The sequence below is a fragment of the Shinella sp. M27 genome (genome assembly GCF_049199905.1).
Taxonomy (GTDB): Bacteria; Pseudomonadota; Alphaproteobacteria; order Rhizobiales; family Rhizobiaceae; genus Shinella.
This window is the reverse complement of sequence record NZ_JBLZPK010000033.1, coordinates 122,171-143,229: the sequence shown is the minus strand read 5'-3', so window position 1 is coordinate 143,229 and position 21,059 is coordinate 122,171. Positions and strand designations below refer to the sequence as shown.

Sequence of the window (21,059 nt, the reverse complement as noted above, 5' to 3'; positions counted from 1 at the left end):
CCCAATTCACCCTCTGCCTTGAGATTGCGAAAGTGTCCGTGCTGCCGGCGATCAGGCAGGGCTTTGCCACCGTAAAATGACGCCAGCCGTTTTCCAGCCATCACTCCGGACGAGCGTGATCGCGGGGCTCGGGCTCGCGGTCCTCTTCGTGCTGAGCCTTGCCGTCGGCGTCAGCCCACTGCCGCTCGGCAAGGTCCTGAGCGACCCCGAGGCGATGCAGCTGCTTGTCGTCAGCCGCCTGCCACGCACGCTCGCCGCCGTGCTGTGCGGGGCAGGGCTGGCGATTGCCGGCCTCATCATGCAGACGCTCTCGCGCAACCGGTTTGTCGAGCCGGCGACGGCCGGCACGGCACAGAGCGCGGAGCTCGGCATCCTCCTAGTCACGCTGCTTTTTCCCGCCGCGGCCCTCTGGGCGAAGACGCTGGTCGCCAGCGGCGCGGCCCTTGTCGGTACGTCGATCTTTCTTGCCACCGCGCATCGCCTGCCGCCCCAGCAGCCCTTTCTCGTGCCGCTGTTCGGCATCGTCTATGGCGGGGTGATCGGCGCGGTCGCGACCTTCGCCGCCTGGCAGGCCGACCTCCTGCAATTCCTCTCCGTCTGGACCAATGGCGAATTCTCCGGCGTGCTGCGCGGGCGCTACGAATTGCTGTGGATCGCGGCAATTATGGTTGCCGTCGCCTGGCTCGTTGCTGACCGCCTGACGATCATGGCGCTCGGCCGCGAGGCGAGCATCGGGCTCGGCATCGACTATGCGCGCATGATGCAGATCGGCCTTGTCATCGTCTCCGTCATCACGGCGCTTGCCGTGGTCGTCGTCGGCATGATCCCCTTCGTGGGGCTTGCCGTGCCCAACATCGTCTCGCGGCTGATGGGCGACAATGTGCGCGGCACGCTCGGCTGGGTCACGGCTGGCGGGGCGGGGCTGGTGCTCGCCTGCGATATTGCCGGCCGGCTCATCCGCTATCCCTACGAGATCCCCGTCGGTACGGTCATGGGCGTGGTCGGCGGCGCTGTCTTCCTCTGGCTGCTCTTCCGGCGGGGCTGCCATGGCTGATCATCGTCTGTTCGGCCTCGGTCTCGCCGCCTTTGCGGTGGCAGCCGCCTTCCTCGCCATCGGCCTCAAGGGCAATATCGCCTTCGTGCTGGAGCTGCGTCTCCTGAAGCTCGCGGCGCTGGTGCAGGTCGGCGTCGCCATCGCCGTGTCGACGGTGATCTTCCAGACGGTCACCGGCAACCGCATCCTGACGCCCTCGATCATGGGCCTCGACGCGCTCTATCTGTTCGGCCAGATGCTGCTGGTCTTCCTGCTTGGCGGCGTCGGCTATGTGGCGCTCGATCCGCAGCTGAAATTCGGCCTCGAAGTGCTGGTCCTCATGGGGCTTGCCTGTGCCCTTCTGCTGCCGATGCTGCGCAGCCGGCTCGATATGGGGCTGATGCTTTTGGCCGGCGTTGTCTTCGGCGTGCTGTTCCGTAGCCTGCAATCGCTGCTCGCCCGCCTGATCGATCCCAACGAGTTTTCCGTGGTGCAATCGGCAAGCTTTGCCAATTTCAACGCGGTGCGCACGGATCTGCTCGTCTTCGCCGCCATCGTGACGGTCCTCGCCGTCATCATCGCCTGGCGCGCACGGCATGTGCTCGATGTCATCTCGCTTGGCCCCGATGCCGCGACCGGGCTCGGCGTGAACTGGGCGGGCAATGTGACCGGCCTCCTGCTGCTCGTCTCAGCCCTCGTCGCCGTCTCCACCGCGCTCGTCGGCCCCGTCGCCTTCTTCGGCCTGCTCGTAGCGGCACTTGCCGAGCGCATCGTCGACAGCCGCCGTCATGCCGTGCTGCTGCCGGCCGCCGCCCTCACCGGCATCGTCGTTCTGGTCGGCGGGCAAACGCTGTTCCAGCATGCGCTCGGCAGTGCGACGGCGCTCGGCGTCGTCATCGAATTCGTCGGCGGGCTGATCTTCCTCCTGCTGCTGATCCTCGGGAGCCGCAAATGATCCGCATCGACAACGTTTCCTTCAAGCACCGGACGACGCCCATCCTGCACGATGTCAGCCTCGAAATCGCGAAGGGTGGCGTCGTGGCGCTGATCGGCCCGAACGGTGCGGGCAAATCCACGCTGCTCTCGCTCGTCGCACGGCTCCAGCCGCTGCAGACCGGCAAAATCTCGGTCGACGGCCTGCCGGTCGATACGACGCCCGGGCGCGACCTTGCAAAGGTCCTCGCCATCCTGCGGCAGGACACGACGATCGCAAGCCGCCTGCGGGTGCGCGAACTCGTTGGCTTCGGGCGTTTTCCGCATGGCCGCGGCCGGCTGATGGACGAGGACCACGCCATCGTCGACGCCGCCATCGCGCAGTTCGATCTCACCGATCTCAGCGACCGCTTCATCGAGACGCTGTCCGGCGGCCAGCGTCAGCGTGCGCTTGTCGCCATGGCCTTTGCCCAGGGCACGGATTATCTGCTGCTCGACGAGCCTCTGAACAATCTCGACATGTATTATGCCCGCGCTCTGATGCGCTCGCTGCGATCCGTCGCCGATGCGAAGGGCAAAACCGTCGTCATCGTGCTGCACGACATCAACCAGGCGAGCGCCCATGCCGACCGGATCGTGGCGATGAAAGACGGGCGGATCGTTGCCGACGGCACACCCGCCGAAATCCTCACGCCCGACAGGTTGGAGGCGGTCTTCGGTTTCCACATGCGTGTAGAGACGATCGAAGGCAAACCGTTCGCGCTGCATCAGCTTTGAAGCTTTGATAGGAAGCTAGGATGTACGACAACGTCCCGATGGCCCCCTCCGGGAGCATTTTCCTGTGCAGGACGAATTCATAACGGATTTCTATGGGCTCATCTCATCGTTTCATGAGTTCGCCCGCTTGCCGCCCTTGACTCGGGAAGTGTTCCCCTGACACATTCAGTTGTCAGACATCTTACATAAATGGGGATCCGAACTGACGGATCACAAGGAGGACCACATGAAAAAGCTCTTCATGCGCCTGGCCGTAGGTGCTGCCTTCGTCGCTGCCGCCGTTTCGGCCCAGGCCGGCGAGACGCTCGACCGCGTCATGGAAAAGAAGGCGATGGTCGTCGCCACGAACAGCGGCTGGCCGCCCCAGAGCTATCTCGACGACAGCAACGAGATGGTCGGCTTCGACATCGACGTGTCGCGCGAGATCGCCAAGCGCCTTGGCGTCGAGGTGAGCTTCGAGACCCCGGACTGGGCCACACTGACCGGCGGCCGCTGGCAGGGCCGTTACGATCTCGGCGTCGGCTCGGTCACGCCCACCAAGGCCCGCGCCCAGGTGATCGACTTCGTCGGCATCTACTACTACAGCCCCTATGTCTACGTCGTGCACAAGGACAGCGACGCCAAGACCGTCACCGACCTCAACGGCAAGGTGATCGGCGTCGAAACGGCGACGACCTCGGAAGACTTCATCAACCGCAAGCTCGAAATCGACGCGCCGGGCCTGCCGCCGATCGAATACAAGCTGGAGCCGGGTGAAGTCCGCACGTTTGCCGACTCGATGCTGCCCTTCGACGACCTGCGCCTTGGCCCCGGCGTTCGCCTTGATGCGGTGATCGCGCCCGAGCAGACCGCGATGAACGCCATCAAGAACGGCTATCCGGTCAAGGTTCTCGAAGGCGAATATGCCTTCCGCGAGCCGCTCGTCGTCATCGCCGAGAAGATCGATCCGGAATGGACCGCCAAGGTCGGTGGCATCATCGAGGAGATGAAGAAGGACGGCACGCTGGGGACTCTCACCACCAAGTGGTACGGCAAGGACTACAGCGCCGACTGACGCAAGACCGGCGCGGGTGGCTTTTGCCCGCGCCATTTCATTTGAGGGGGAGCATGCGATGGCCTATCCGGACACCTATTACAAACGAACCATGGCGGACCAGACGACGCGCCCGGCGCTTTCGGGCGTGGTCGAATGCGACGCGGTCATCATTGGCGCCGGCCTTGCCGGCCTCACCACGGCGCTGCAGCTTACCCGTGCCGGCAAGCGCGTCACGGTGCTGGAAGCCGAAAGCGTCGGCTTTGGCGCGTCCGGCCGCAATGGCGGCTTCGTCGGCCCCGGCTATGCGACGGGTGGAGACGACATTGCCCGCGTGACCGGCAAGGATGCGGCGCGCAAGCTACACCACCTCTCCATCGAAGGCATGGACTTCATCCGCGACAATATCCGGACGCTCGGCATCGAAGACGCGCAGCCCGAACTGGGTATCATGAGCGTGCTGCGCTATGACGACGGCGAAAGCCTCAAGGCCTATGCTGAAGAGACCCGTCGCGAATACGGCTATGAACTCGAATATATGGACCGCGATGCCGTGCGCGCGGTGCTGAAATCCGAGCGCTATTTTCAGGCGCTGCGCAATCCCAACGCCTTCCACATGCACCCGCTCAACTATCTGCGCGCCATCGCCGTCGAAATCGAGCGGCTCGGCGGGCGTATCTGCGAACAGTCGCCTGCCGTCTCGGTGGATTTTTCCGGCGCTGAAAAACGCGTCAAGACATCCGGCGGCGAGGTGAAAGCCAAGGATGTCGTCTTCACGACCGGTGGCTATACCGGATCGCTGAACGGCAAGCTGAAGCGCTCCTACCTGCCCATCGCCACCTATGTCATGGTCAGCGAGGACGCGCCCGAGCTGATTGCCTCGGCGATCGCCACGAAGAGCGCTATCGGCGACAACCGCCGGGCCGGTGATTATTATCGCCTCGTCGATGGCGGGCGCCGCATCCTCTGGGGCGGCCGCATCACCACCCACGCCGCCTCCACGGCCGGTCTCGTCAAGGAACTGCGCGCCGAAATGGTCGGCACCTATCCGCAGCTCGCCGGCCTCAAGACCGAGCTCGCCTGGTCGGGCCTGATGTCCTATGCCCGCCACCTGATGCCCCAGATCGGGCGCATGAGCCCCGGCGTCTGGTATTGCACCGCCTTCGGTGGCCATGGCCTCAACACGACGGCCATCGGCGGCAAGGTTATCGCGGAAGGCATTCTTGGCGAAACCGAGCGCTACAAGCTCTTCGAACCCTTCGGCCTCGTCTGGGCCGGTGGTCTTGCGGGGCTTGCCGTGGCGCAGCTCACCTATTGGAAACTCCAGGCGCAGGACTGGTGGCGCGAGCGCGCAGCGTAAGCGGCTTCAACGAGAACAAGGGGCGGAACATGATTGGCCGATTGATACTCACCTATCCCGAAGCATCGCGCAGGGCCGGCGGCCTGCTCATCCTCGCCATCGTCGCGTCGGTGCTCTATTCCATCGGCGTCAGCTCCGCCTGGATCGGCCATATCCTGCCGTCCTCGGTCGACTGGCTGAAGGAGAATCAGGTTGTCGGCCGCATTGTCTCGTCGGTGCTGATCGCGCTCATCGTTGCGGCGAACTGGAAGGCGCTGCGCCAATTGCCGCGCCGCTGGCAGGTGGTCGGCGTCTGGGTCGAGCTTTTCGTGCTCCTGATGCTGTTCTTCTATTCGTTCGATCTTTCCTTCGCCTTCATCGCCAAGAAAATCGGCTTCCTCATCACGCAGGGTGTGACGACGACGCTGTTCATTTCCGCGATCTCGATCCTGATTGCCACGATCATCGCGCTTGCCGGCGCCATTGCAAAACTCTCCAGCAATGGCGTCGTCTACGGCCTTGCGACCTTCTACACGTCGCTGTTCCGCGGCCTGCCGCTCCTGATGCAGATCTACATCATCTATCTCGGTCTGCCGCAGGTGGGCTATGTCATCGGTGCCATTCCGGCCGGTATTCTCGCTTTGTCGCTCTGCTACGGCGCCTATATGACGGAAATCTTCCGCGCCGGCATCCAGAGCATCAACCGCGGCCAGACGGAAGGTGCGACCGCGCTCGGCCTCAGCCCGGCCCAGACGATGACGCTCGTCATCCTGCCGCAAGCCATGCGCGTCATCATCCCGCCGACGGGCAACCAGTTCATCGCGATGCTGAAGGATAGTTCGCTCGTCTCGGTGGTCGGCGTGTGGGAAATCATGTATCTTGCGCGCACCCAGGGCCAGACCGAGTTCCGTCACATCGAAATGCTGATCACCGCCTCCATGATTTACTGGATCCTTTCGATCGGCCTGGAATATGCCCAGTCCCGCATCGAAGAAAGGTTCGGCCGCTTCAATGTCCGCTGAGGCCTCCGTGGCAGAGAGCGACGGAACGCCGGTCGTGCCGTCGAACGGCAAGGGCGCGCTGATCGTGCTCGTGGCTTTCTTCGTGTTCTCCGCGACCGATGCCATCGTCAAGATCATGGCAGGAACGATGCCGGCGCCGCAGGTGACGTTCCTCATCACCGCTACGGCGCTGATCCTGCTTCTGGGCCATGCACTCGTCACGGGCCGTGTTCGCCGCCTGATCCCGCGCCAGCCGTCGCTCGCCTTCTGGCGGGCGCTGCTTCTGGCGCTCGATACGCTGCTGATCCATTACGCCTTCGCCACGCTGCCGATGGCCGAAGCCTATCTCATCGCGTTCCTGACGCCGATCCTTGTCGCCATGCTCAGCTTCGTCTTTCTGGGCGAGCGGCTGTCGCGCATCGGCTGGCTGGGCGTGCTGGTCGGCTTTGCCGGCGTCGCCGTGGCGCTGAAGCCCGGTGCCGCACCGCTCAATCTCGGCCATCTCGCCGCTTTCGCCTCGGCGGTGCTGTTCTCGCTGTCGCTGATCCTGCTGCGCCGGACCAAGATGGCGGAGACGGACGAGGCGCTGGTCGCAAGCCTTCTCGTGGTGATGACGCCCGTCGCTTTCGCCGTGGCGGCCGTCTCCGGTGAGTTGAAACCGCTCGACCTTCCCCTCTTCGGCTATGCGGTAGCCGGCGGCGTGCTGATGATCGTCGGCAATGCGCTGCTTGTCCGCGCCTTCCGGGTCGGTGAAGCCTCTGTTGTCGCGCCGTTCCAGTACAGCCAGATCATCTGGGGCTGCCTCTATGGCACCTTCCTCTTCTCGACGCCCGTGGAGATGCACACGCTGATGGGTGCCGCGATCATCATCTTTTCCGGCTGGCTGATCCTGAAGTAACCGCTCAGAGCGGCCGGGCATCCTGTGGGAACCCGCCGACATGGGTGCAGGTCGCCGCCGCCTGGTCGCGGCCGGCCGCCAGGCAATCGGGCAGGGGTTTTCCGGTGATGCGGGCGGCGAGGAAACCGGCGATGAAACTGTCGCCGGCGCCGGTGGTGTCAATGACCTCGACGGTGCGAATACCGGCCTCGAAACGCGCAGTGCCATCGCTCACGACGGAGCCTTTGCTGCCGCGCGTCACGACGGCAAGCGGCACGCCGTCGCCAAGCAGGCGCTCCAGCTGCCGATCCGCCGCACCGTCCTCGCTGCCCGCCGAAGCGAAGGCGATGGCAAGGCCGCCGGTGCCGAGATCAGCGGGGTCGGCATTGACGGAAATGTCCTGCGAGACGCTGATACCGGCGGTGGCAAGTGTGCGGCGCAGGGCGCCGCCATCGTCCATCCAGCCGATATGGACGTGATCCATGGTTTTGAGCACGGCGATGTCGGCCGCATCCGGCCGGTAGCCGGCGCAGACGCCGAAATCCTCATGGACGAAGACGCGTTCGCCGGAGGGCAGGACATCGATGTCAGTATAGGCGGTGATGCCTTCGCGCTCCCTCAGATGCCCCACATCGACGCCGTTTCGCGCGAGCAGTTCGCGCGTCCAGCGGCCGGCTGCGTCCGGGCCGACGGCACCGAAATAGAACGAGACCTGGCCGAGCCGCGCGAGCTGAACGGCGACATTCACCGCATTGCCCCCGACAAGCGATTGCGCGACGGGCGGGCGGAAGCGGTCGATACAATTGTCGCCGACGGCGGCGAAGCGGAAGCTCTTCATGCTGTTCTCTTCAGGGACGGCAAAGCCGCGAATACGGACAGGCGCATTCGCGGCTCGCAGGCGTTCAGGTCAAGCCGTCGCTATCAGTAGGCGACGCGCTTGTAATAGCGGCGGGTCGTCAGCGGATGGTTGCGCATGACTTCGAGATGCGCACTGATGCGCTCGAGGACCGTGGCCAGCAGCACCGGCGAGACGAGGCCGCGCACCTCGGGCGAAATGCCCGGCAGGTCGAACTCGGCGGTGTCGAGCACCGTCAGCTTGTCCGTGTAGTTCGGCGCGAAGTTCTCGACGCGCTCGGCGAGCGGGCGCAGGGCATCCTCGCCCTTGAACAGGATGACGCTCACGCCCTTTTCGACCAGCTCCAGCGTGCCGTGGAAGAAGTCGGATGCATGCACCGGACGGGTGCGGATCCACTGCATCTCCTCGAGGATGCACATGCCGTAGTAGAAGGCTTCCGGCCAGACATTGCCCGCACCGGTGACGATGTGGAAGTCGGATCCGGCCAGCACCTTGGCGAAGGCGTCCGCCTTCGGCTCATAGGCGCGCTTGACCTCCAGAAGCAGCGCCGGCAGGCGCGCGAGTTCCGCGACGATGGCGTCGTGGTTGTCGATCTCGCCGCGATGCTTGAGGATCGCCAGCGCCACGAAGAGCGACTGGAGATAGAAGGATTCGCAGGACGTGTCGTCCTCGGCGAAGTTGACGAAGACATGGTCGCCGCCCTTGCCGAGCGGGGTTTCTTCATGCCCGACGAGCGTCAGCACGGTGGCCCCGATTTCCTTGAGCCTGGCGAGCAGTGCCACGCTTTCCTTCGTCGTGCCGGACAGCGAAGGCATGACGACGATCGACTTGTCCGTCAGGTTCGCCGAGCCGGTCAGCACGAGCTCCGCCGGCATGTCGATGAAGGTGGGGAAGCGCGAGCGGCGCTGCAAAAGCTGGGCTGCCGGCTGCATGAGGATCGCCGCGCCGCCTGTGCCGAGGAAGAAGATGTTTTCCGCACCGGCCGCAAGGCAGGATGCGACCACCGTTTCCAGCCGCTTCTGCAGGCCGACGGCGCCGGACTGGATGCGCAGGAATCTCTGTTCGTCGAAGTTCAGCATGGACGTGCCCTCATAGTCATGAGTTTCAATGTTGTAAGACAACTGACATCGTGATGCGCGCCTGTCAAGGCGAGTCATGAATTTTCCAGAGAGGCGAAAGCGTAACATATTGCACAAGGTCGCGGCTGTTCGGGCAGCGCCTTGACCACCGGGAATTTGTCAGACAAGAAAGGTGACGACAACGACGAACGAGGCATCCGGTGGAGGAACCCCTTCGCGATTCGCGCACCCTTGCCGTCCAGTTGCGGGACCGGGTTGCCGATCTGATCAAGGACGAAGGGCTGAAGCCGGGCGACAAGCTGCCGACCGAGGCACAGCTGACGCAACGCTTCAAGATTTCGCGGCCCGCCCTGCGCGAGGCGTTGAAGCTGCTCGAACAGGACGACGTGATCTATGTCGAGCATGGCCGCGGACGCTTCGTCTCGGCGCTCTCGGCCGTGCAGGTCGATCGGCCGATCACAGTCTTCGAGAGCGTCACCGACATGGCGCAGCACTACGGCTATCGCCCCGTCAACAAGGTGCTGTCGATTTCCGAGGAAGCGCCGGACAAGCGCGTCGCCGAGAGCCTCAGGCTCGCGACGGCCGACCGCGTCATCCGTATCGAGCGCATCCGTCTGCATGGTGACGAACCGATCCTCTACTGCATCGACTATGTGCCCCGCAGTGTCATCCCCGGCCGGCTCTACGATATCGAGTGGAGCGGGTCGCTGATGAAGATCCTCGAGCAACACGCCAACCGCCCCCGCATGTCGGCGGCGAGCGTTTCGGCCGTGATGCTGCCGGACGACGTGGTCGAGCGGCATGGCCTCCGGGATTTCGGTCCGGCGCTGCTGATCACCGAAACCTGTTTCAACATCGCCGGCATCCCAGTGAACTATGCCGTGGATTATCATCGCGGCAGCCATTTTTCCTTCAGCCTGACCCGCAAGTGAAGCGGGCGGCCACCCATCCCCACAGAGGCAGACATGACCGATCAGGCGACCAAAAGAGTAGCGCTCATTGCCGGCGGGGCCGGCGGTATGGGAGCGGCGATCGCCGCGCGACTTTCGCGGGAAGGTTATGCCGTTGCCATTGCCGATCTCGATGGCGAGCGCCTGACGCAGACCGTTGATACCCTTGTCGCGGGTGGGGGCGATGCGCTCGCCGTGCCGCTCGACATGCGCCGGATCGCCTCCTGCGCCGCCGCCGTCGAGACTGTTCTCGCCTGGCGCGGGCGCCTTGATGTCGTCGTCAATTCCGCCGGCGTCTGGCGCGAGGGCGATTCCACCACCATGACGGAAGCGGACTGGGATGTCGTCTTCGACGTCAATCTCAAGGGCGCGTTCTTCCTGATCCAGGCGGCGATCCCGCATCTCGGCGCCGGCGCTTCCATCGTCAACATCGCCTCGGATGCCGGCCTCGTCGGCAACAACGGGGCGGCGATCTACTGCGCGTCGAAGGGCGGCCTCGTGTTGCTCACCAAGGCGCTGGCGCTGGAGCTCGCGCCGCGCCAGATCCGCGTCAACGCCGTCTGCCCCGGCGATGTCGCGACCCCGATGATCGAATTCCAGGCCGAGCGCTACGGCGGCGGCGATCCGGGTGGGTACAAGGCAAAGCTCTTGTCCAACTATCCGCAGCAGGAGGCCGCACGCTTCATCAAGCCGGAGGAGATCGCCCGCATGGTGGCCTTCCTCTGCGAGCCTGACGGAGCGCCGATCACCGGCGCGGCCCTCTCCATCGATTTCGGCGTCACCGCCGGCTATTGAGGAGAGGTCCATGCAGCGCAAGACCGCGATCATCACCGGAGCCGGTGCCGCCGACGGTATCGGCTTTGCCTGTGCCAGAAGCCTTGCGGAGGAGGGGCTTCACGTTCATCTTGTCGCGACCAGCACGCGCATTTTCGCCCGCGCCGAGGAATTGCGTGCTGCGGGCTTCGCGGCGACCGGCCATATCTGCGACCTCACCGACAAGGCCGCCGTCGAGGCCCTGCGGCAGGCGACGGGACCGGCATCGGTTCTCGTCAACAATGCCGGCATGGGCAGTGTCGCGCAGCCGGCGCTGCAACGGGAATTCGTCGACCTGGAGGAGGCGGACTGGGATCGCGGCATTTCCGTCAGCCTGAAGACCGCCTTTCTCGCCACGCGCATCTACCTGCCGGACATGTATGCCGACGGCTACGGCCGCATCGTCAACATCGCCTCGGTGACTGGGCCCTATGTCGCCAATCCTGGCGAAACCGCCTATTCCGCCGCCAAGGCCGGCATGGTGGGCATGACCCATGCGCTGGCGCTCGAAGCCGGTCCGCGCGGCGTGACCGTCAACGCCGTCGCGCCTGGCTGGGTCGATACGGGGGCCTCCACGGAAGAGGAACGCCGCGCGGCGCAGGCGACGCCCTGCGGTCGGGCCGGCACGCCGGACGAGATGGCGGCGGCCGTCGTTTTCTTCGCCTCGCCCAAGGCGAGCTATGTCAACGGGGCGGTGCTCGTCGTGGACGGTGGAAACATCCTGCAGGAACGCAAGGCATAGACCCAAAGCCGTTTCTTCCCGCGCCGTTTCGTACCATAGTGCGGGAAGCATCCTTGGGTGCCCTTTGCGGGCGCCGCGCAAATCCGAAGGTCCCGCCATGTATTCTCCCTGGCCCGAAGCCGGCACGCCGCTCGATCAGGTCGCAACCCCCATGCCCGCCATCGACGAGGACCGGCTCGCCGCCAATATCCGTCGCACGCAGGCCTATTGTGAAGAGCACGGCAAGGCTTTCCGCCCGCATATCAAGACGCACAAGATCGTCTCGGTCGCGCAAGCCCAGCGCGATGCCGGTGCCGTCGGCCTGAACTGCCAGAAGATCAGCGAGGCCGAGGTCTTCGCCGATGCGGGCTTCGACGACATCCTCATCACCTACAACATTCTGGGTGCAGCCAAGCTCCGGCGTCTCCGCGCGCTGCATGAGCGCGTGGCGCATCTGAGCGTCGTCGCCGACAGTGCGGTCACCGTTGAGGGGCTGGCCGGCGCCTTCGATGCGGCGCGTCCCCTGACCGTGCTGGTTGAATGCGACACCGGCGGCAAGCGCTGCGGCGTGCAGACGCCTGAAGCGGCGGCCGCACTTGCCGAAAGGATCGCCGCATCGCTGGCGTTGCGTTTCGGCGGTCTCCTCACCTATCCCGCGCCGGGTGGCGCGGAAGCGATCGAAGCCTTCCTGTCCGGCACGATGGCGCTTCTGGCGGCAAAGGGCCTCGATTGCCCGGTGCGCTCCAGCGGCGGCTCGCCGGATCTGTTCAAGGCCCACCTTGTGCCATCGGCGACGGAGCACCGGGCGGGAACCTATGTCTATAACGACCGCAGCATGGTGCGCGCCGGCCATTGCACGCGCGCCGATCTTGCCATGCATATCCTGGCGACCGTCGTCTCGCGTCCCACGGAAAACCGCGCCGTGCTTGATGCCGGTTCCAAGGCGCTGACGTCGGACCTGCTCGGCTTTTCCGATTACGGCGAGATCGACGGTTTCGAGGAGGCGCGCATCCTGTCGCTCTCGGAGGAGCATGCGGTGGTCGATATCAGCGCCTATGGCGATACATTCCCGCCGATCGGCAGCGTGGTGAAGATCGTACCCAACCACACCTGCGTCGTCAGCAATCTTTTCGACCGCATGGTCTTCCACCGGGGCGGCATCGTCACCCGCGTGGAGGATGTCGCCGCGCGCGGCACGGTCTGGTGAAGCCCCAAAAAGGAGAACAGCCGATGGCTGACAACAACGCCCCCTTCTTCATCGAGGATACGGACGAGAGCGAGATTTCCTCCGACACGACAGGTCTCGGCAATCTGCTCTTCACGACGCATATTCCGCTGCGCGCCGATGGCTCGATCGAGACCGGCGATATCAGGACCCAGAGCATCGCGACGCTGGAAAGCCTGAAGACCTCGCTGGAAAAGGCCGGCAGCAGTCTCGCCGACGTCATGCACCTGACGATCTATCTCACCGATATCGACGAGCGCCCTGCCTTCAACGAGGTCTATTGCAGCTATTTCAAGAAGCCGTATCCGGTCCGCTGCGCGGTCGGCGTCGCCGCCCTTGCCGACCCCGAGATGAAGGTGGAAGTGACGGCCATCGCGGCACGCCGGCGGCCGGCCTGATTTTTCGACGAGGACTGCGATGACCGATCTTTTCGACGCCGCGCCGCGCACCGGCTCCATGCCGCTTGCCGCCGAGCTCAGGCCGGCGACGCTGGACGATGTGATCGGCCAGGAAAAAGTGATCGGCGAGGGCACGATGCTGCGCCGGCGCATCGCCGCAGGCCGGCTCGGCAGCGTCATCCTCTATGGCCCGCCGGGCCTCGGCAAGACGTCGATCGCGCGGGCCATCGGCAACATGCTCGGCAAGAATTTCCGGCCGCTGCACGCCGCTCACAACAATGTCGCCGACATCAGGAAGATCGCCGACGAGGCGCGTATGCGCCCGACCCTGCTTTTTGCCGACGAGGTGCATCGCTTCAGCGCCACGCAGCAGGATCATCTTCTGGCGCTCTGCGAGGAGGGCGTCGCCGACTTCATCGGCGCGACCACCGGCAATCCCTATCACACGCTGACGCCCGCGCTCGTTTCCCGCTCGACGATCCTCAAGCTGGAGCCGCTGGCTATCGAGGAGATGGAGGAGGTGGTGCGCCGTGGCGTGAGGCATCTGGCAGAGCGCGGCATCGAGGTGCGGCTGGAGCCGGCGCAGCTGCGCCGCATCGCCGGCCGTTCCGGCGGGGATGCACGCCGCGCGTTGACGGTGCTGGAAAGCCTCGCCGTCGGCCATGCGCCGGGCCAGCCGGTCGTGCTGACCGAGGCGATGGTGGAGGAGGCCTATGCGGCAGCTCCCGTCAACCACGACCGCTCGGGTGACGCGCATTACGATGTCGTCTCCGCCTTCGTGAAATCCATGCGCGGCTCGGATCCCGATGCGACGCTGTACTGGCTTGCCCGATTAATCCATGGCGGCGAGGACCCGCGCTACATCGCCCGCCGCATCATGATCCATGCCTCCGAAGACGTCGGTCTTGCCGACAACACCGCACTCCAGACGGCGGTGGCGGCGCTCCATGCGGTCGAAAAGATCGGTTATCCCGAGGCGCAGATCATCCTTGCTCACGCCGCGCTTCATGTCGCGCGGGCGCCAAAATCCAACTCCGCCTGCCGCGGCATTTCGCTGGCGCTTGCCCATGTGGCGAACGAGGCGCCATCGGCCGTGCCGATGCATCTGCGCGATGCGCATTACAAGGGTGCTGCCGCCCTCGGCCATGTCGGCTATGCCTTCCCGCATGACGACGGGCGCGGCTGGAGCGAGCAGGTCTATGCGCCCGATGTGCCGCGCGGCGCCTTCTACCAGAGCGATGCGCGCGATGCCGCGACCTTCGAGCGGCGCGCCGACGAGCATTGGGAGCAGGTGACCGGCCGGCCGACGCCGGGCCGGTTCAAGCGCTGAGGCCTATGCGGCGGCGAGCCCGGCGCGTACCCGGTTGACGACCGTCCAGGCGAGCAGCACGCAGGCCATGGGCTGGATATGCCATGTCCAGGCCGGCAAGGTGCCGAAAACCGCAACGAGCGCCCCGAGCGCCCCGAACAGCAGCGCCCGATCGCTCTTGCCCATCGGCCCCTCGTAATTTCGGCCATTGCCATGCGCGATGCCCAGCACGCCGGCAAATTCCGTGAGCGTGGCGAGGAAGATGATCGCCGTCAGCCACGGCAGCGAAAAGGGTGCGATGAGCGCGAAGGGCGCGTAGAGCGCCGCATCGGACACGACATCCGTGATCTCGTTGAGATAGCCGCCGAGCGCGCTCTTCTGGCCATGTTCACGGGCCAGCATGCCATCAACCGCGTTGAACGCCATGCGCAAAAACATCCAGACCGGCACCAGTGCGAAAAGCGCGGGCTCGGGCCGGGCAAGCAGCAGGCCGCCGATGCCGACGGAGACAATGGCGGCGACGAGCGTCACCTGGTTTGCCGTGAGGCCCATGGCGGCCAGCCGCCCGACCAAGGGCCTGAGAAGGGTCTGGAAGGACGATTTCAGTTTATAGATCGACATGAATGCTCGAATCCGCTCGATTGCTTCGGCTGAAATGAATGTGCAATCGACGGGAAATCAACTGCAAATATGGAGCTTCATCCGTATAGGTGAGAATGACATCCGCATGAGGGGGACAGCATGATCGAAAAGGCCTTTGCGAGCCATGATGGCGTAGAACTCTTCTATCGCTTCTGGCCGGCCCATTCCGGCACGGCGAAAGGTGCGATCGTTCTGCTCCATCGGGGCCACGAGCACAGCGGCCGCGTCGCTCATATCGCCGAGGAGCTGGGGCTTGCCGATTTCGCCTTCTATGCCTGGGATGCGCGCGGTCATGGCCGCTCGCCCGGCGAGCGCGGCCATTCGCCGTCTTTCGCCCATTCCGTGCGCGATCTCGATTGTTTCGTGCGCCATATCCGCGAGACCGACGGTTTTGCGATGGATCAGGTCGTCGTGCTGGCACAGAGCGTCGGCGCGGTGCTGGCCGCGACCTGGGTGCATGACTATGCGCCCGATATCCGCGCGCTGGTGCTCGCCTCGCCCGCCTTCAGCGTCAAGCTCTATGTGCCCTTCGCACGGGAGGGCATTTCGCTCTGGCAGAAGCTGAAGGGCACGTTTTTCGTCAATTCCTACGTCAAGGCGCGTTTCCTGACGCATGACCCCGAGCGTATCGCCTCCTTCGAGGCCGATCCGCTGATCACCCGCCCCATCGCGTCCAACATCCTGCTGGAGCTTTACGAGGCGGCCGACCGCGTGGTCGCGGATGCCCGCGCCATCACCGTGCCGACGCAGCTTCTCATTTCCGGCAGCGATTTCGTTGTGCGCCATGGCCCGCAGCACCGTTTCTTCGAAAATCTCGGCAGCACGATCAAGGAACGCCATGTGCTGCCCGGCTTCTTCCACGATACGCTCGGCGAGCGGGATCGGGCCAAGGCGCTGAACAAGGTGCGCAGCTTCATCCTCGCGCGTTTTGCCGAGCCGCCCGTCGTTGTGGATGTCCGCCGCGCGCATCTCTCGGGCTATACCCGCGACGAGGCCGACCGGCTGGCGACACCGCTCTCGATGTTTTCGCCGCGCGGTGCCTATTGGGCGCTGACACGCGCCTCCATCCGGATCGGCGGTCTGTTTTCCAAGGGCATCGCCACAGGCGTGCGTACCGGCTTCGATTCCGGCTCGACGTTGGATTATATCTATGAAAACGAGCCGCGCGGCCTTGGCCCCGGCGGGCAGCTGATCGACCGGCAGTTCCTCGATGCCATCGGATGGCGCGGCATCCGCCAGCGCAAGGTGCATCTGGAAGAGCTGATCGGCAAGGCGCTTTCGCGTCTGAGAAGCGAGGGCAAGGCGATCCATGTGCTCGACATCGCCGCCGGCCACGGGCGCTATGTGCTGGATGCGGTGACGGCCTCGCAGGCGAAGCCGGACAGCATCCGCCTGCAGGATTATGCGCCGATCAATGTGGAGAAGGGCACGGCGCTGATCGCCGAGCGCGGCCTTCAGGACATCGCCAGTTTCCACCGGGCCGATGCCTTCGATACGGACGGGCTGGCATCGATAGAGCCGCGGCCGACGCTCGCCATCGTCTCGGGTCTCTACGAACTCTTCCCCGACAACGCCCAGATCGAGGCGTCGCTTGCCGGCCTGTCGCGGGCGCTGGAGCCGGGGTCGCTGCTCGTCTACACAGGCCAGCCCTGGCATCCGCAGCTGGAAATGATCGCCCGCGCGCTCACCTCGCATCGTGGCGGCGAGGCGTGGATCATGCGCCGGCGCACGCAGCAGGAGATGGACCAGCTGGTCGCCGCCGCCGGTTTCCGCAAGATCGAGCAGCGCATCGATACATGGGGCATCTTCACCGTCTCGCTGGCCGAGCGCATCTGAGGGCGGCATGGGGGAGGGGATCGTTTCCGTGCCGACCGTCGATCGCCGCGCCGTTTTCCGCGCGGCGGCGCTCTGGCTCGCTTTCCTCGCGCCGTTCTTCTACCTGACCTATGGCGTGGCGAACTGGCTGGCCGCGCAGCGCGCCTCCGTGCCCAACCTCGCCTTCGGCTGGGAGCGGCACATTCCTTTTCTCGCCTGGACGATCGTGCCCTACTGGTCGATCAACGCCTTCTATGCGCTCTCGCTCTTCGTCAACGAAACATCCGAGGCCGTCGGACGGTTGGCTCGACGCTATCTGACGGCGCAGATCGTCGCCGTCATCTGCTTCATCGCCTTCCCCTTGCAGGCGATCTTCGTGCGGCCGGAGACGCATGGCTTGCCGGGTTTCATGTTCGACGTGCTTGGCGGCTTCGACAAGCCGTTCAACCAGGCGCCCTCGCTGCATATCGCGCTGCTCGTCATCATCTGGGATCATTGGCGCGGCCGGCTGCATGGCGCGGTGCTCGCGCTCTGGCATGTCTGGAGCCTGCTGATCGGCCTGTCGGTGCTGACGACCTGGCAGCACCATCTCATCGATATCCCGACCGGCGCGCTGCTCGGCCTCTTCGCGCTCTGGCTTTTTCCCGCGCAAGGTCCTTCGCCGCTGGCCGGATTTCGCTGGACGGAGGATGCGAAGGCCTGGCGGCTGGCGCGCTTCTATGCGGCTGGTGCCGCAGCCTTCCTGCTGCTGACGGTTCTCACGACATACGGTTCCGGTGGTGGTCTTCTCCTCCTTTGGCCGGCCTTGGCGCTCGCCATCGTCGCTCTCGGCTATGCCGGCGCCGGCCCGCGTGTCTTCCAGAAACGGGCGGATGGGCGCATCAGCCTTGCCAGCCGCTGGCTGCTTTGGCCCTATCGCCTCGGCGCGAGACTGAATGTGCTCTGGTGGACGCGAAACCTCGCCCCCGCCGTCGAGCTTGCCGACGGGGTGTTTCTCGGCCGTACGCCGCGGCGCTCCGAGCTTTCGACCTATGTCGCCGTCATCGACATGACGGCGGAAATGCCGGCCATCGCCGCACCCGGCCTTGTTTGGCACGCCTTTCCTTCGACGGACCTTCTGCCTCTTGAGACCGGCCGGATTCGTGAGGCAGCACTCGCCGTCCAAGATGCGAGCCGCCATGGGCCGGTCCTCATCTGCTGCGCCCTCGGTTTCCAGCGCAGTGCCGCGGTCGCCGCCTGCTGGCTGATCCGCGCGGGCCATGCGGCCAATGCCGCGATTGCCGGCGAGCGGATCAAGGCGGCGGGACGCCCCGTGCATCTGCGGCCCGAGATTTTCGCCGCCATCGACGAGGCGGCGCGATGAGCGACTGGAAGACGGTGATGAACGACACTGTCGAGCGCCTGCGCCGCAACGGTCTTGCCGGCGGTGGGGTGGCCTTGCTGATCCTTGCCATCGCTCCGCCGACCGCGGGGGCGGAAGGCTTCACCGGCCCGCTTGCCTGGTGGCTGCTGCTCGCCTTCTGCCTGCTGCCGCTTGCCGTCTCCGTACACCTGCTCTTCGATGCTGCCCTGTTTCGACTGGCCGCCTCCCATGATGATGAAACGGCGGGGCTCACCGCAATCGACGACGTGCTCGCCCGCATGGGCCTGCGTTCCGCGAGCCCCGTTCCGGCTCCCCTGGCGGATCGCCTTGCCGGGTGCGGCCGGCTCCTCCGGTTGCAGCGCATCGCGCTTTCGATCGGCGTTGCGCTCTACCTCGTTCTGCTGCTCGACATGATCGCGGGAGGCGGCGCGATATGATGAACGGCGCGTCCCTCTTGCAGACCGCAGCCGGCGCGGTGCTGGCGGGCCTCTCCCGCGCGGTGACGGGCGTGCGGCCGATCTGGGCCGGCACCGGGCCGAACGGCCGGCAGCGCATCTATTTCGCCAATCATGCCAGCCACGGCGATTTCATCCTCGTCTCGACCTGCCTGACCCCGCCCGAGCGTGCCCGCACCGCCGCCGTTGCCGGGGCGGATTACTGGAACGCCGGCGCCGTCAGGCGTTTCATCGCGGGCAGGCTGCTGCGCACCGTTCTCGTCGAGCGCAACTGGGTGGAGCGTGCCGCAGACCCTATGCAGGTCATGCTGTCGGCGCTCGATGCCGGTCAGTCGCTGATCTTCTTTCCCGAGGGCACGCGCAACATGACGGAGGAGCCTTTGCTGCGCTTCCGCTCCGGCCTCTACAACCTTGCCTGCGCCCGGCCGGATGTCGAACTCGTGCCCTGCTGGATCGAAAACATGTCGCGCGTTCTGCCCAAGGGCGCCGTGCTGCCGATCCCCTTGCTCTGCCGCGTCGTGTTCGGCACGCCCGTCGCGCTGCAGGAGGGGGAGGATCGCAAGGTCTTTCTCGACCGTGCCCGCAATGCCCTTCTCACGCTCGCGCCCAACAGGGATGGAACCCGCCGATGAACGACGACACAACCTGCCTTTTCTGGGGCCTCGTCGCCATCCTCACCACGGCAAGCCTCGTTGCCGGCGGGCTTTCCTGGCGCAGCCCCAAGCCGCTGCCGGAAACGCTGGAAAATCTCAATGCGCGCATCAAGGCTTGGTGGATCATGGTGGCGGGCATCACCGTGGCCTTCCTGTTCGGCAAAGGCGGCGTGATCCTGCTCTTCGCCTTCGTCTCCTTTGCCGCCTTGCGCGAATATGTGACGCTCACCAACACGCGCCATGCCGACCGCTGGACGCTCATCGGCATGTTCCTGATCATCATCCCCACGCAATATTACCTGATCTGGATCGACTGGTACGGGCTCTATTCGATCTTCATTCCCGTCTATTGCTTCCTCGCCATGCCGGCGCTGACGGCCATCCGCGGCGACACCTCCCGCTTCCTCGAACGGGTCAGCGAGCAGCAATGGGGCATCATGCTCTCCGTCTACTGCATCAGTCATGTGCCGGCTCTGGTGACGCTGCCCATTCCCGGCAACGAGGGGCGCGGCCTGCTCTTGATCGCCTTCCTGATCGCCACGGTGCAAGGCAGCGACGTCCTGCAATATATTTTCGGCAAGCTCTTCGGCCGCCACAAGATCGCACCCAATGTCTCGCCGTCGAAAACCTGGGAGGGCCTGATCGGCGGGATCGTCAGCGCCTCGGCTCTCGGTGCCGGCCTCTACTGGCTGACGCCCTTTTCGCCCATCGAGGCGGGCGTACTTGCGGGGCTTGCCTGCATCATGGGCTTCTTCGGCGGCCTCGTTGCTTCCGCGATCAAGCGCGACCGCGGCGTCAAGGACTGGGGCCACCTGATCGAGGGTCATGGCGGTATGCTCGACCGCGCCGACAGCCTCGTCTTCGCCGCCCCCGTCTTCTTCCATATCGTGCGCTATGCCTGGACGTGAGACGGCCCGGCAGACGACCGTTAGCGCCGCTTCGGCATGGGGGCCAGTGGGCCGAGGCTGTCGAGATAGGTTGATGCCCCGCCGTTCTCATAGGTCGTGAAGGCAACGGTGCGGTCGCGGTAGGATTTCAGCACCTGGCCCAGCCCGTTGGCGCCCTCCGCGCGCACTTGGCGCACCAGCCCGAGATCGATGCTGACGGGGAAGATTTCCGTCACCTGGCCGCACTGGTGCACGATGTTGCCGGTCGGGTCCGCAACGAGCGAGCGGCCGACGCCGCCGGCATCCAGCCCGTTTACGTCGACGACATAGCAGGAGAACATCACCGCCGTCGCCTGCACGATGGCAAGTTCCGCCTTGCGGTCCGTCGTGCCCGTCAGCACGGGGTGGATCAGCACCTCGACGCCCGCCGACGTCAGTGTGCGCGTGGTCTCCGGGAACCAGATGTCGTAGCAGATCGACAGGCCGAAGCGGCCGATGTCGGGCACGTCGAAGATCAGGAATTCGTTGCCGCCGGTCACGCCCGCCTCGAAGGGCATGAAGGGGAACATCTTGTCGTAGCGCCCGACGATCTCGCCGTCGGGATTGATGACGACGGAATGATTGTAGGTCCGCCCCTCGCGGTGCACGAAATAGGTGCCGGGGATGATCCAGACCCGGTGTTTTGCGGCCAGTGCCTGGAAAACGGCCTCGTCGACCGCCGGGTCCGGCGCCATGCAGGCATGCAGCGGCCCATGCATGGCAAGCTCGGAAAAGACGATCATGTCCGTGCCCGGAAAGAGCGCCATGGTCTTCTCGACCTGGATGGTCATCGCCGTGATGTTGCGGCCGCCGATCGGCACCGGCATCTGGATGCCTGCGATCAGGAAACGGGAATTGTCC

At 65.1% G+C, this 21,059-nt stretch carries 22 protein-coding genes; 18 read left to right on the top strand and 4 right to left on the bottom strand.

Features of this window, described 5'->3' with window-relative positions; genetic code table 11:
• Positions 1 to 76 precede the first annotated feature (76 nt).
• The 7 genes from ACOZK4_RS13760 (at position 77) to ACOZK4_RS13730 (ending at position 7,014) form a co-directional block, all read left to right on the top strand.
• The gene (locus tag ACOZK4_RS13760; RefSeq protein WP_421592364.1) at positions 77 to 1,054 is read left to right on the top strand and encodes an ABC transporter permease; all 978 of its coding nucleotides are present in this window, start codon (positions 77 to 79) and stop codon (positions 1,052 to 1,054) included.
• Positions 1,047 to 1,988: an iron chelate uptake ABC transporter family permease subunit gene (locus ACOZK4_RS13755; RefSeq protein ID WP_421592363.1), complete on the top strand. Its 942-nt coding sequence runs from the start codon at positions 1,047 to 1,049 to the stop codon at positions 1,986 to 1,988. Before ACOZK4_RS13760 ends, ACOZK4_RS13755 begins: the two co-directional genes overlap by 8 nt.
• Positions 1,985 to 2,743, top strand: a complete 759-nt coding sequence (locus tag ACOZK4_RS13750) for an ABC transporter ATP-binding protein (RefSeq protein WP_421592362.1) — start codon at positions 1,985 to 1,987, stop codon at positions 2,741 to 2,743. Before ACOZK4_RS13755 ends, ACOZK4_RS13750 begins: the two co-directional genes overlap by 4 nt.
• Before the next feature lie 226 nt (positions 2,744 to 2,969).
• Entirely contained in the window at positions 2,970 to 3,797 is an 828-nt protein-coding gene (locus ACOZK4_RS13745) for a transporter substrate-binding domain-containing protein (RefSeq protein ID WP_313527843.1), read from the top strand.
• Positions 3,798 to 3,855: 58 nt separating this feature from the next.
• The gene (locus ACOZK4_RS13740) at positions 3,856 to 5,136 is read left to right on the top strand and encodes an NAD(P)/FAD-dependent oxidoreductase (RefSeq protein ID WP_421592361.1); all 1,281 of its coding nucleotides are present in this window, start codon (positions 3,856 to 3,858) and stop codon (positions 5,134 to 5,136) included.
• A 29-nt stretch (positions 5,137 to 5,165) separates the two neighbouring features.
• Positions 5,166 to 6,137 carry an amino acid ABC transporter permease gene (locus ACOZK4_RS13735; protein ID WP_421592360.1) on the top strand — a complete coding sequence of 324 codons (972 nt, stop codon included), beginning with the start codon at positions 5,166 to 5,168 and terminating at the stop codon, positions 6,135 to 6,137.
• A 7-nt stretch (positions 6,138 to 6,144) separates the two neighbouring features.
• Positions 6,145 to 7,014 (top strand): DMT family transporter, encoded by an 870-nt coding sequence (locus ACOZK4_RS13730; protein ID WP_421592359.1) that lies wholly within the window; start codon positions 6,145 to 6,147, stop codon positions 7,012 to 7,014.
• Between the two features lie 4 nt (positions 7,015 to 7,018).
• Here ACOZK4_RS13730 and ACOZK4_RS13725 read toward each other — a convergent pair whose 3' ends face one another.
• Positions 7,019 to 7,831, bottom strand: coding sequence for a PfkB family carbohydrate kinase (locus ACOZK4_RS13725; RefSeq protein ID WP_421592358.1), 813 nt, complete (start codon positions 7,829 to 7,831; stop codon positions 7,019 to 7,021).
• Between the two features lie 83 nt (positions 7,832 to 7,914).
• On the bottom strand, positions 7,915 to 8,928 hold the full coding sequence (locus ACOZK4_RS13720) for an SIS domain-containing protein (protein WP_421592357.1): 1,014 nt from the start codon (positions 8,926 to 8,928) through the stop codon (positions 7,915 to 7,917).
• Positions 8,929 to 9,128: 200 nt separating this feature from the next.
• On the opposite strand from ACOZK4_RS13720, the gene ACOZK4_RS13715 reads away from it, so the two are divergent.
• From ACOZK4_RS13715 to ACOZK4_RS13690, 6 genes are all read left to right on the top strand, one after another.
• The gene (locus ACOZK4_RS13715; RefSeq protein WP_421592356.1) at positions 9,129 to 9,860 is read left to right on the top strand and encodes a GntR family transcriptional regulator; all 732 of its coding nucleotides are present in this window, start codon (positions 9,129 to 9,131) and stop codon (positions 9,858 to 9,860) included.
• 33 nt (positions 9,861 to 9,893) lie between these two features.
• Complete coding sequence (locus ACOZK4_RS13710; RefSeq protein WP_421592355.1) at positions 9,894 to 10,673, top strand: SDR family NAD(P)-dependent oxidoreductase; 780 nt, start codon at positions 9,894 to 9,896, stop codon at positions 10,671 to 10,673.
• Positions 10,674 to 10,683: 10 nt separating this feature from the next.
• On the top strand, positions 10,684 to 11,433 hold the full coding sequence (locus ACOZK4_RS13705; RefSeq protein WP_421592354.1) for an SDR family NAD(P)-dependent oxidoreductase: 750 nt from the start codon (positions 10,684 to 10,686) through the stop codon (positions 11,431 to 11,433).
• Positions 11,434 to 11,530: 97 nt separating this feature from the next.
• Complete coding sequence (locus tag ACOZK4_RS13700; RefSeq protein ID WP_421592353.1) at positions 11,531 to 12,619, top strand: D-TA family PLP-dependent enzyme; 1,089 nt, start codon at positions 11,531 to 11,533, stop codon at positions 12,617 to 12,619.
• Positions 12,620 to 12,642: 23 nt separating this feature from the next.
• On the top strand, positions 12,643 to 13,035 hold the full coding sequence (locus ACOZK4_RS13695) for a RidA family protein (protein WP_421592352.1): 393 nt from the start codon (positions 12,643 to 12,645) through the stop codon (positions 13,033 to 13,035).
• A 19-nt stretch (positions 13,036 to 13,054) separates the two neighbouring features.
• A complete protein-coding gene (locus ACOZK4_RS13690) occupies positions 13,055 to 14,365 on the top strand; it encodes a replication-associated recombination protein A (protein ID WP_421592351.1) in 1,311 nt (436 codons plus the stop codon).
• Between the two features lie 3 nt (positions 14,366 to 14,368).
• Here the strand turns inward: ACOZK4_RS13690 and ACOZK4_RS13685 are convergent, their stop codons facing one another.
• On the bottom strand, positions 14,369 to 14,965 hold the full coding sequence (locus ACOZK4_RS13685) for a CDP-alcohol phosphatidyltransferase family protein (protein ID WP_421592350.1): 597 nt from the start codon (positions 14,963 to 14,965) through the stop codon (positions 14,369 to 14,371).
• A 120-nt stretch (positions 14,966 to 15,085) separates the two neighbouring features.
• On the opposite strand from ACOZK4_RS13685, the gene ACOZK4_RS13680 reads away from it, so the two are divergent.
• From ACOZK4_RS13680 to ACOZK4_RS13660, 5 genes are read left to right on the top strand one after another with little or no spacing between them, the layout of a single operon-like run.
• Positions 15,086 to 16,822: a bifunctional alpha/beta hydrolase/class I SAM-dependent methyltransferase gene (locus ACOZK4_RS13680; RefSeq protein ID WP_421592349.1), complete on the top strand. Its 1,737-nt coding sequence runs from the start codon at positions 15,086 to 15,088 to the stop codon at positions 16,820 to 16,822.
• Positions 16,823 to 16,829: 7 nt separating this feature from the next.
• Entirely contained in the window at positions 16,830 to 18,164 is a 1,335-nt protein-coding gene (locus ACOZK4_RS13675) for a phosphatase PAP2/dual specificity phosphatase family protein (protein ID WP_421592348.1), read from the top strand.
• Positions 18,161 to 18,601: a hypothetical protein gene (locus ACOZK4_RS13670; protein ID WP_421592347.1), complete on the top strand. Its 441-nt coding sequence runs from the start codon at positions 18,161 to 18,163 to the stop codon at positions 18,599 to 18,601. Before ACOZK4_RS13675 ends, ACOZK4_RS13670 begins: the two co-directional genes overlap by 4 nt.
• Positions 18,601 to 19,251, top strand: a complete 651-nt coding sequence (locus tag ACOZK4_RS13665; protein WP_421592346.1) for a lysophospholipid acyltransferase family protein — start codon at positions 18,601 to 18,603, stop codon at positions 19,249 to 19,251. Before ACOZK4_RS13670 ends, ACOZK4_RS13665 begins: the two co-directional genes overlap by 1 nt.
• Positions 19,248 to 20,180, top strand: coding sequence for a phosphatidate cytidylyltransferase (locus tag ACOZK4_RS13660; protein ID WP_421592345.1), 933 nt, complete (start codon positions 19,248 to 19,250; stop codon positions 20,178 to 20,180). The genes ACOZK4_RS13665 and ACOZK4_RS13660 overlap by 4 nt, the downstream gene beginning before the upstream one ends.
• 20 nt (positions 20,181 to 20,200) lie before the next feature.
• On the opposite strand, the gene ACOZK4_RS13655 is transcribed toward ACOZK4_RS13660, so the two are convergent.
• Positions 20,201 to 21,059 (bottom strand): carbon-nitrogen hydrolase family protein (locus ACOZK4_RS13655; protein WP_421592344.1); only part of this gene is annotated, 859 nt, incomplete at its 5' end.

What these genes read in the sequence shown, in the direction of transcription:
- ACOZK4_RS13760 (WP_421592364.1), top strand. Translation starts at nt 77, where the DNA reads ATGACGCCAGCCGTTTTCCAGCCATCACTCCGGACGAGCGTGATCGCG.
- ACOZK4_RS13755 (WP_421592363.1), top strand. Translation starts at nt 1,047, where the DNA reads ATGGCTGATCATCGTCTGTTCGGCCTCGGTCTCGCCGCCTTTGCGGTG.
- ACOZK4_RS13750 (WP_421592362.1), top strand. Translation starts at nt 1,985, where the DNA reads ATGATCCGCATCGACAACGTTTCCTTCAAGCACCGGACGACGCCCATC.
- ACOZK4_RS13745 (WP_313527843.1), top strand. Translation starts at nt 2,970, where the DNA reads ATGAAAAAGCTCTTCATGCGCCTGGCCGTAGGTGCTGCCTTCGTCGCT.
- ACOZK4_RS13740 (WP_421592361.1), top strand. Translation starts at nt 3,856, where the DNA reads ATGGCCTATCCGGACACCTATTACAAACGAACCATGGCGGACCAGACG.
- ACOZK4_RS13735 (WP_421592360.1), top strand. Translation starts at nt 5,166, where the DNA reads ATGATTGGCCGATTGATACTCACCTATCCCGAAGCATCGCGCAGGGCC.
- ACOZK4_RS13725 (WP_421592358.1), bottom strand. Translation starts at nt 7,831, where the DNA reads ATGAAGAGCTTCCGCTTCGCCGCCGTCGGCGACAATTGTATCGACCGC.
- ACOZK4_RS13720 (WP_421592357.1), bottom strand. Translation starts at nt 8,928, where the DNA reads ATGCTGAACTTCGACGAACAGAGATTCCTGCGCATCCAGTCCGGCGCC.
- ACOZK4_RS13710 (WP_421592355.1), top strand. Translation starts at nt 9,894, where the DNA reads ATGACCGATCAGGCGACCAAAAGAGTAGCGCTCATTGCCGGCGGGGCC.
- ACOZK4_RS13705 (WP_421592354.1), top strand. Translation starts at nt 10,684, where the DNA reads ATGCAGCGCAAGACCGCGATCATCACCGGAGCCGGTGCCGCCGACGGT.
- ACOZK4_RS13700 (WP_421592353.1), top strand. Translation starts at nt 11,531, where the DNA reads ATGTATTCTCCCTGGCCCGAAGCCGGCACGCCGCTCGATCAGGTCGCA.
- ACOZK4_RS13695 (WP_421592352.1), top strand. Translation starts at nt 12,643, where the DNA reads ATGGCTGACAACAACGCCCCCTTCTTCATCGAGGATACGGACGAGAGC.
- ACOZK4_RS13690 (WP_421592351.1), top strand. Translation starts at nt 13,055, where the DNA reads ATGACCGATCTTTTCGACGCCGCGCCGCGCACCGGCTCCATGCCGCTT.
- ACOZK4_RS13685 (WP_421592350.1), bottom strand. Translation starts at nt 14,965, where the DNA reads ATGTCGATCTATAAACTGAAATCGTCCTTCCAGACCCTTCTCAGGCCC.
- ACOZK4_RS13680 (WP_421592349.1), top strand. Translation starts at nt 15,086, where the DNA reads ATGATCGAAAAGGCCTTTGCGAGCCATGATGGCGTAGAACTCTTCTAT.
- ACOZK4_RS13675 (WP_421592348.1), top strand. Translation starts at nt 16,830, where the DNA reads ATGGGGGAGGGGATCGTTTCCGTGCCGACCGTCGATCGCCGCGCCGTT.
- ACOZK4_RS13670 (WP_421592347.1), top strand. Translation starts at nt 18,161, where the DNA reads ATGAGCGACTGGAAGACGGTGATGAACGACACTGTCGAGCGCCTGCGC.
- ACOZK4_RS13665 (WP_421592346.1), top strand. Translation starts at nt 18,601, where the DNA reads ATGAACGGCGCGTCCCTCTTGCAGACCGCAGCCGGCGCGGTGCTGGCG.
- ACOZK4_RS13660 (WP_421592345.1), top strand. Translation starts at nt 19,248, where the DNA reads ATGAACGACGACACAACCTGCCTTTTCTGGGGCCTCGTCGCCATCCTC.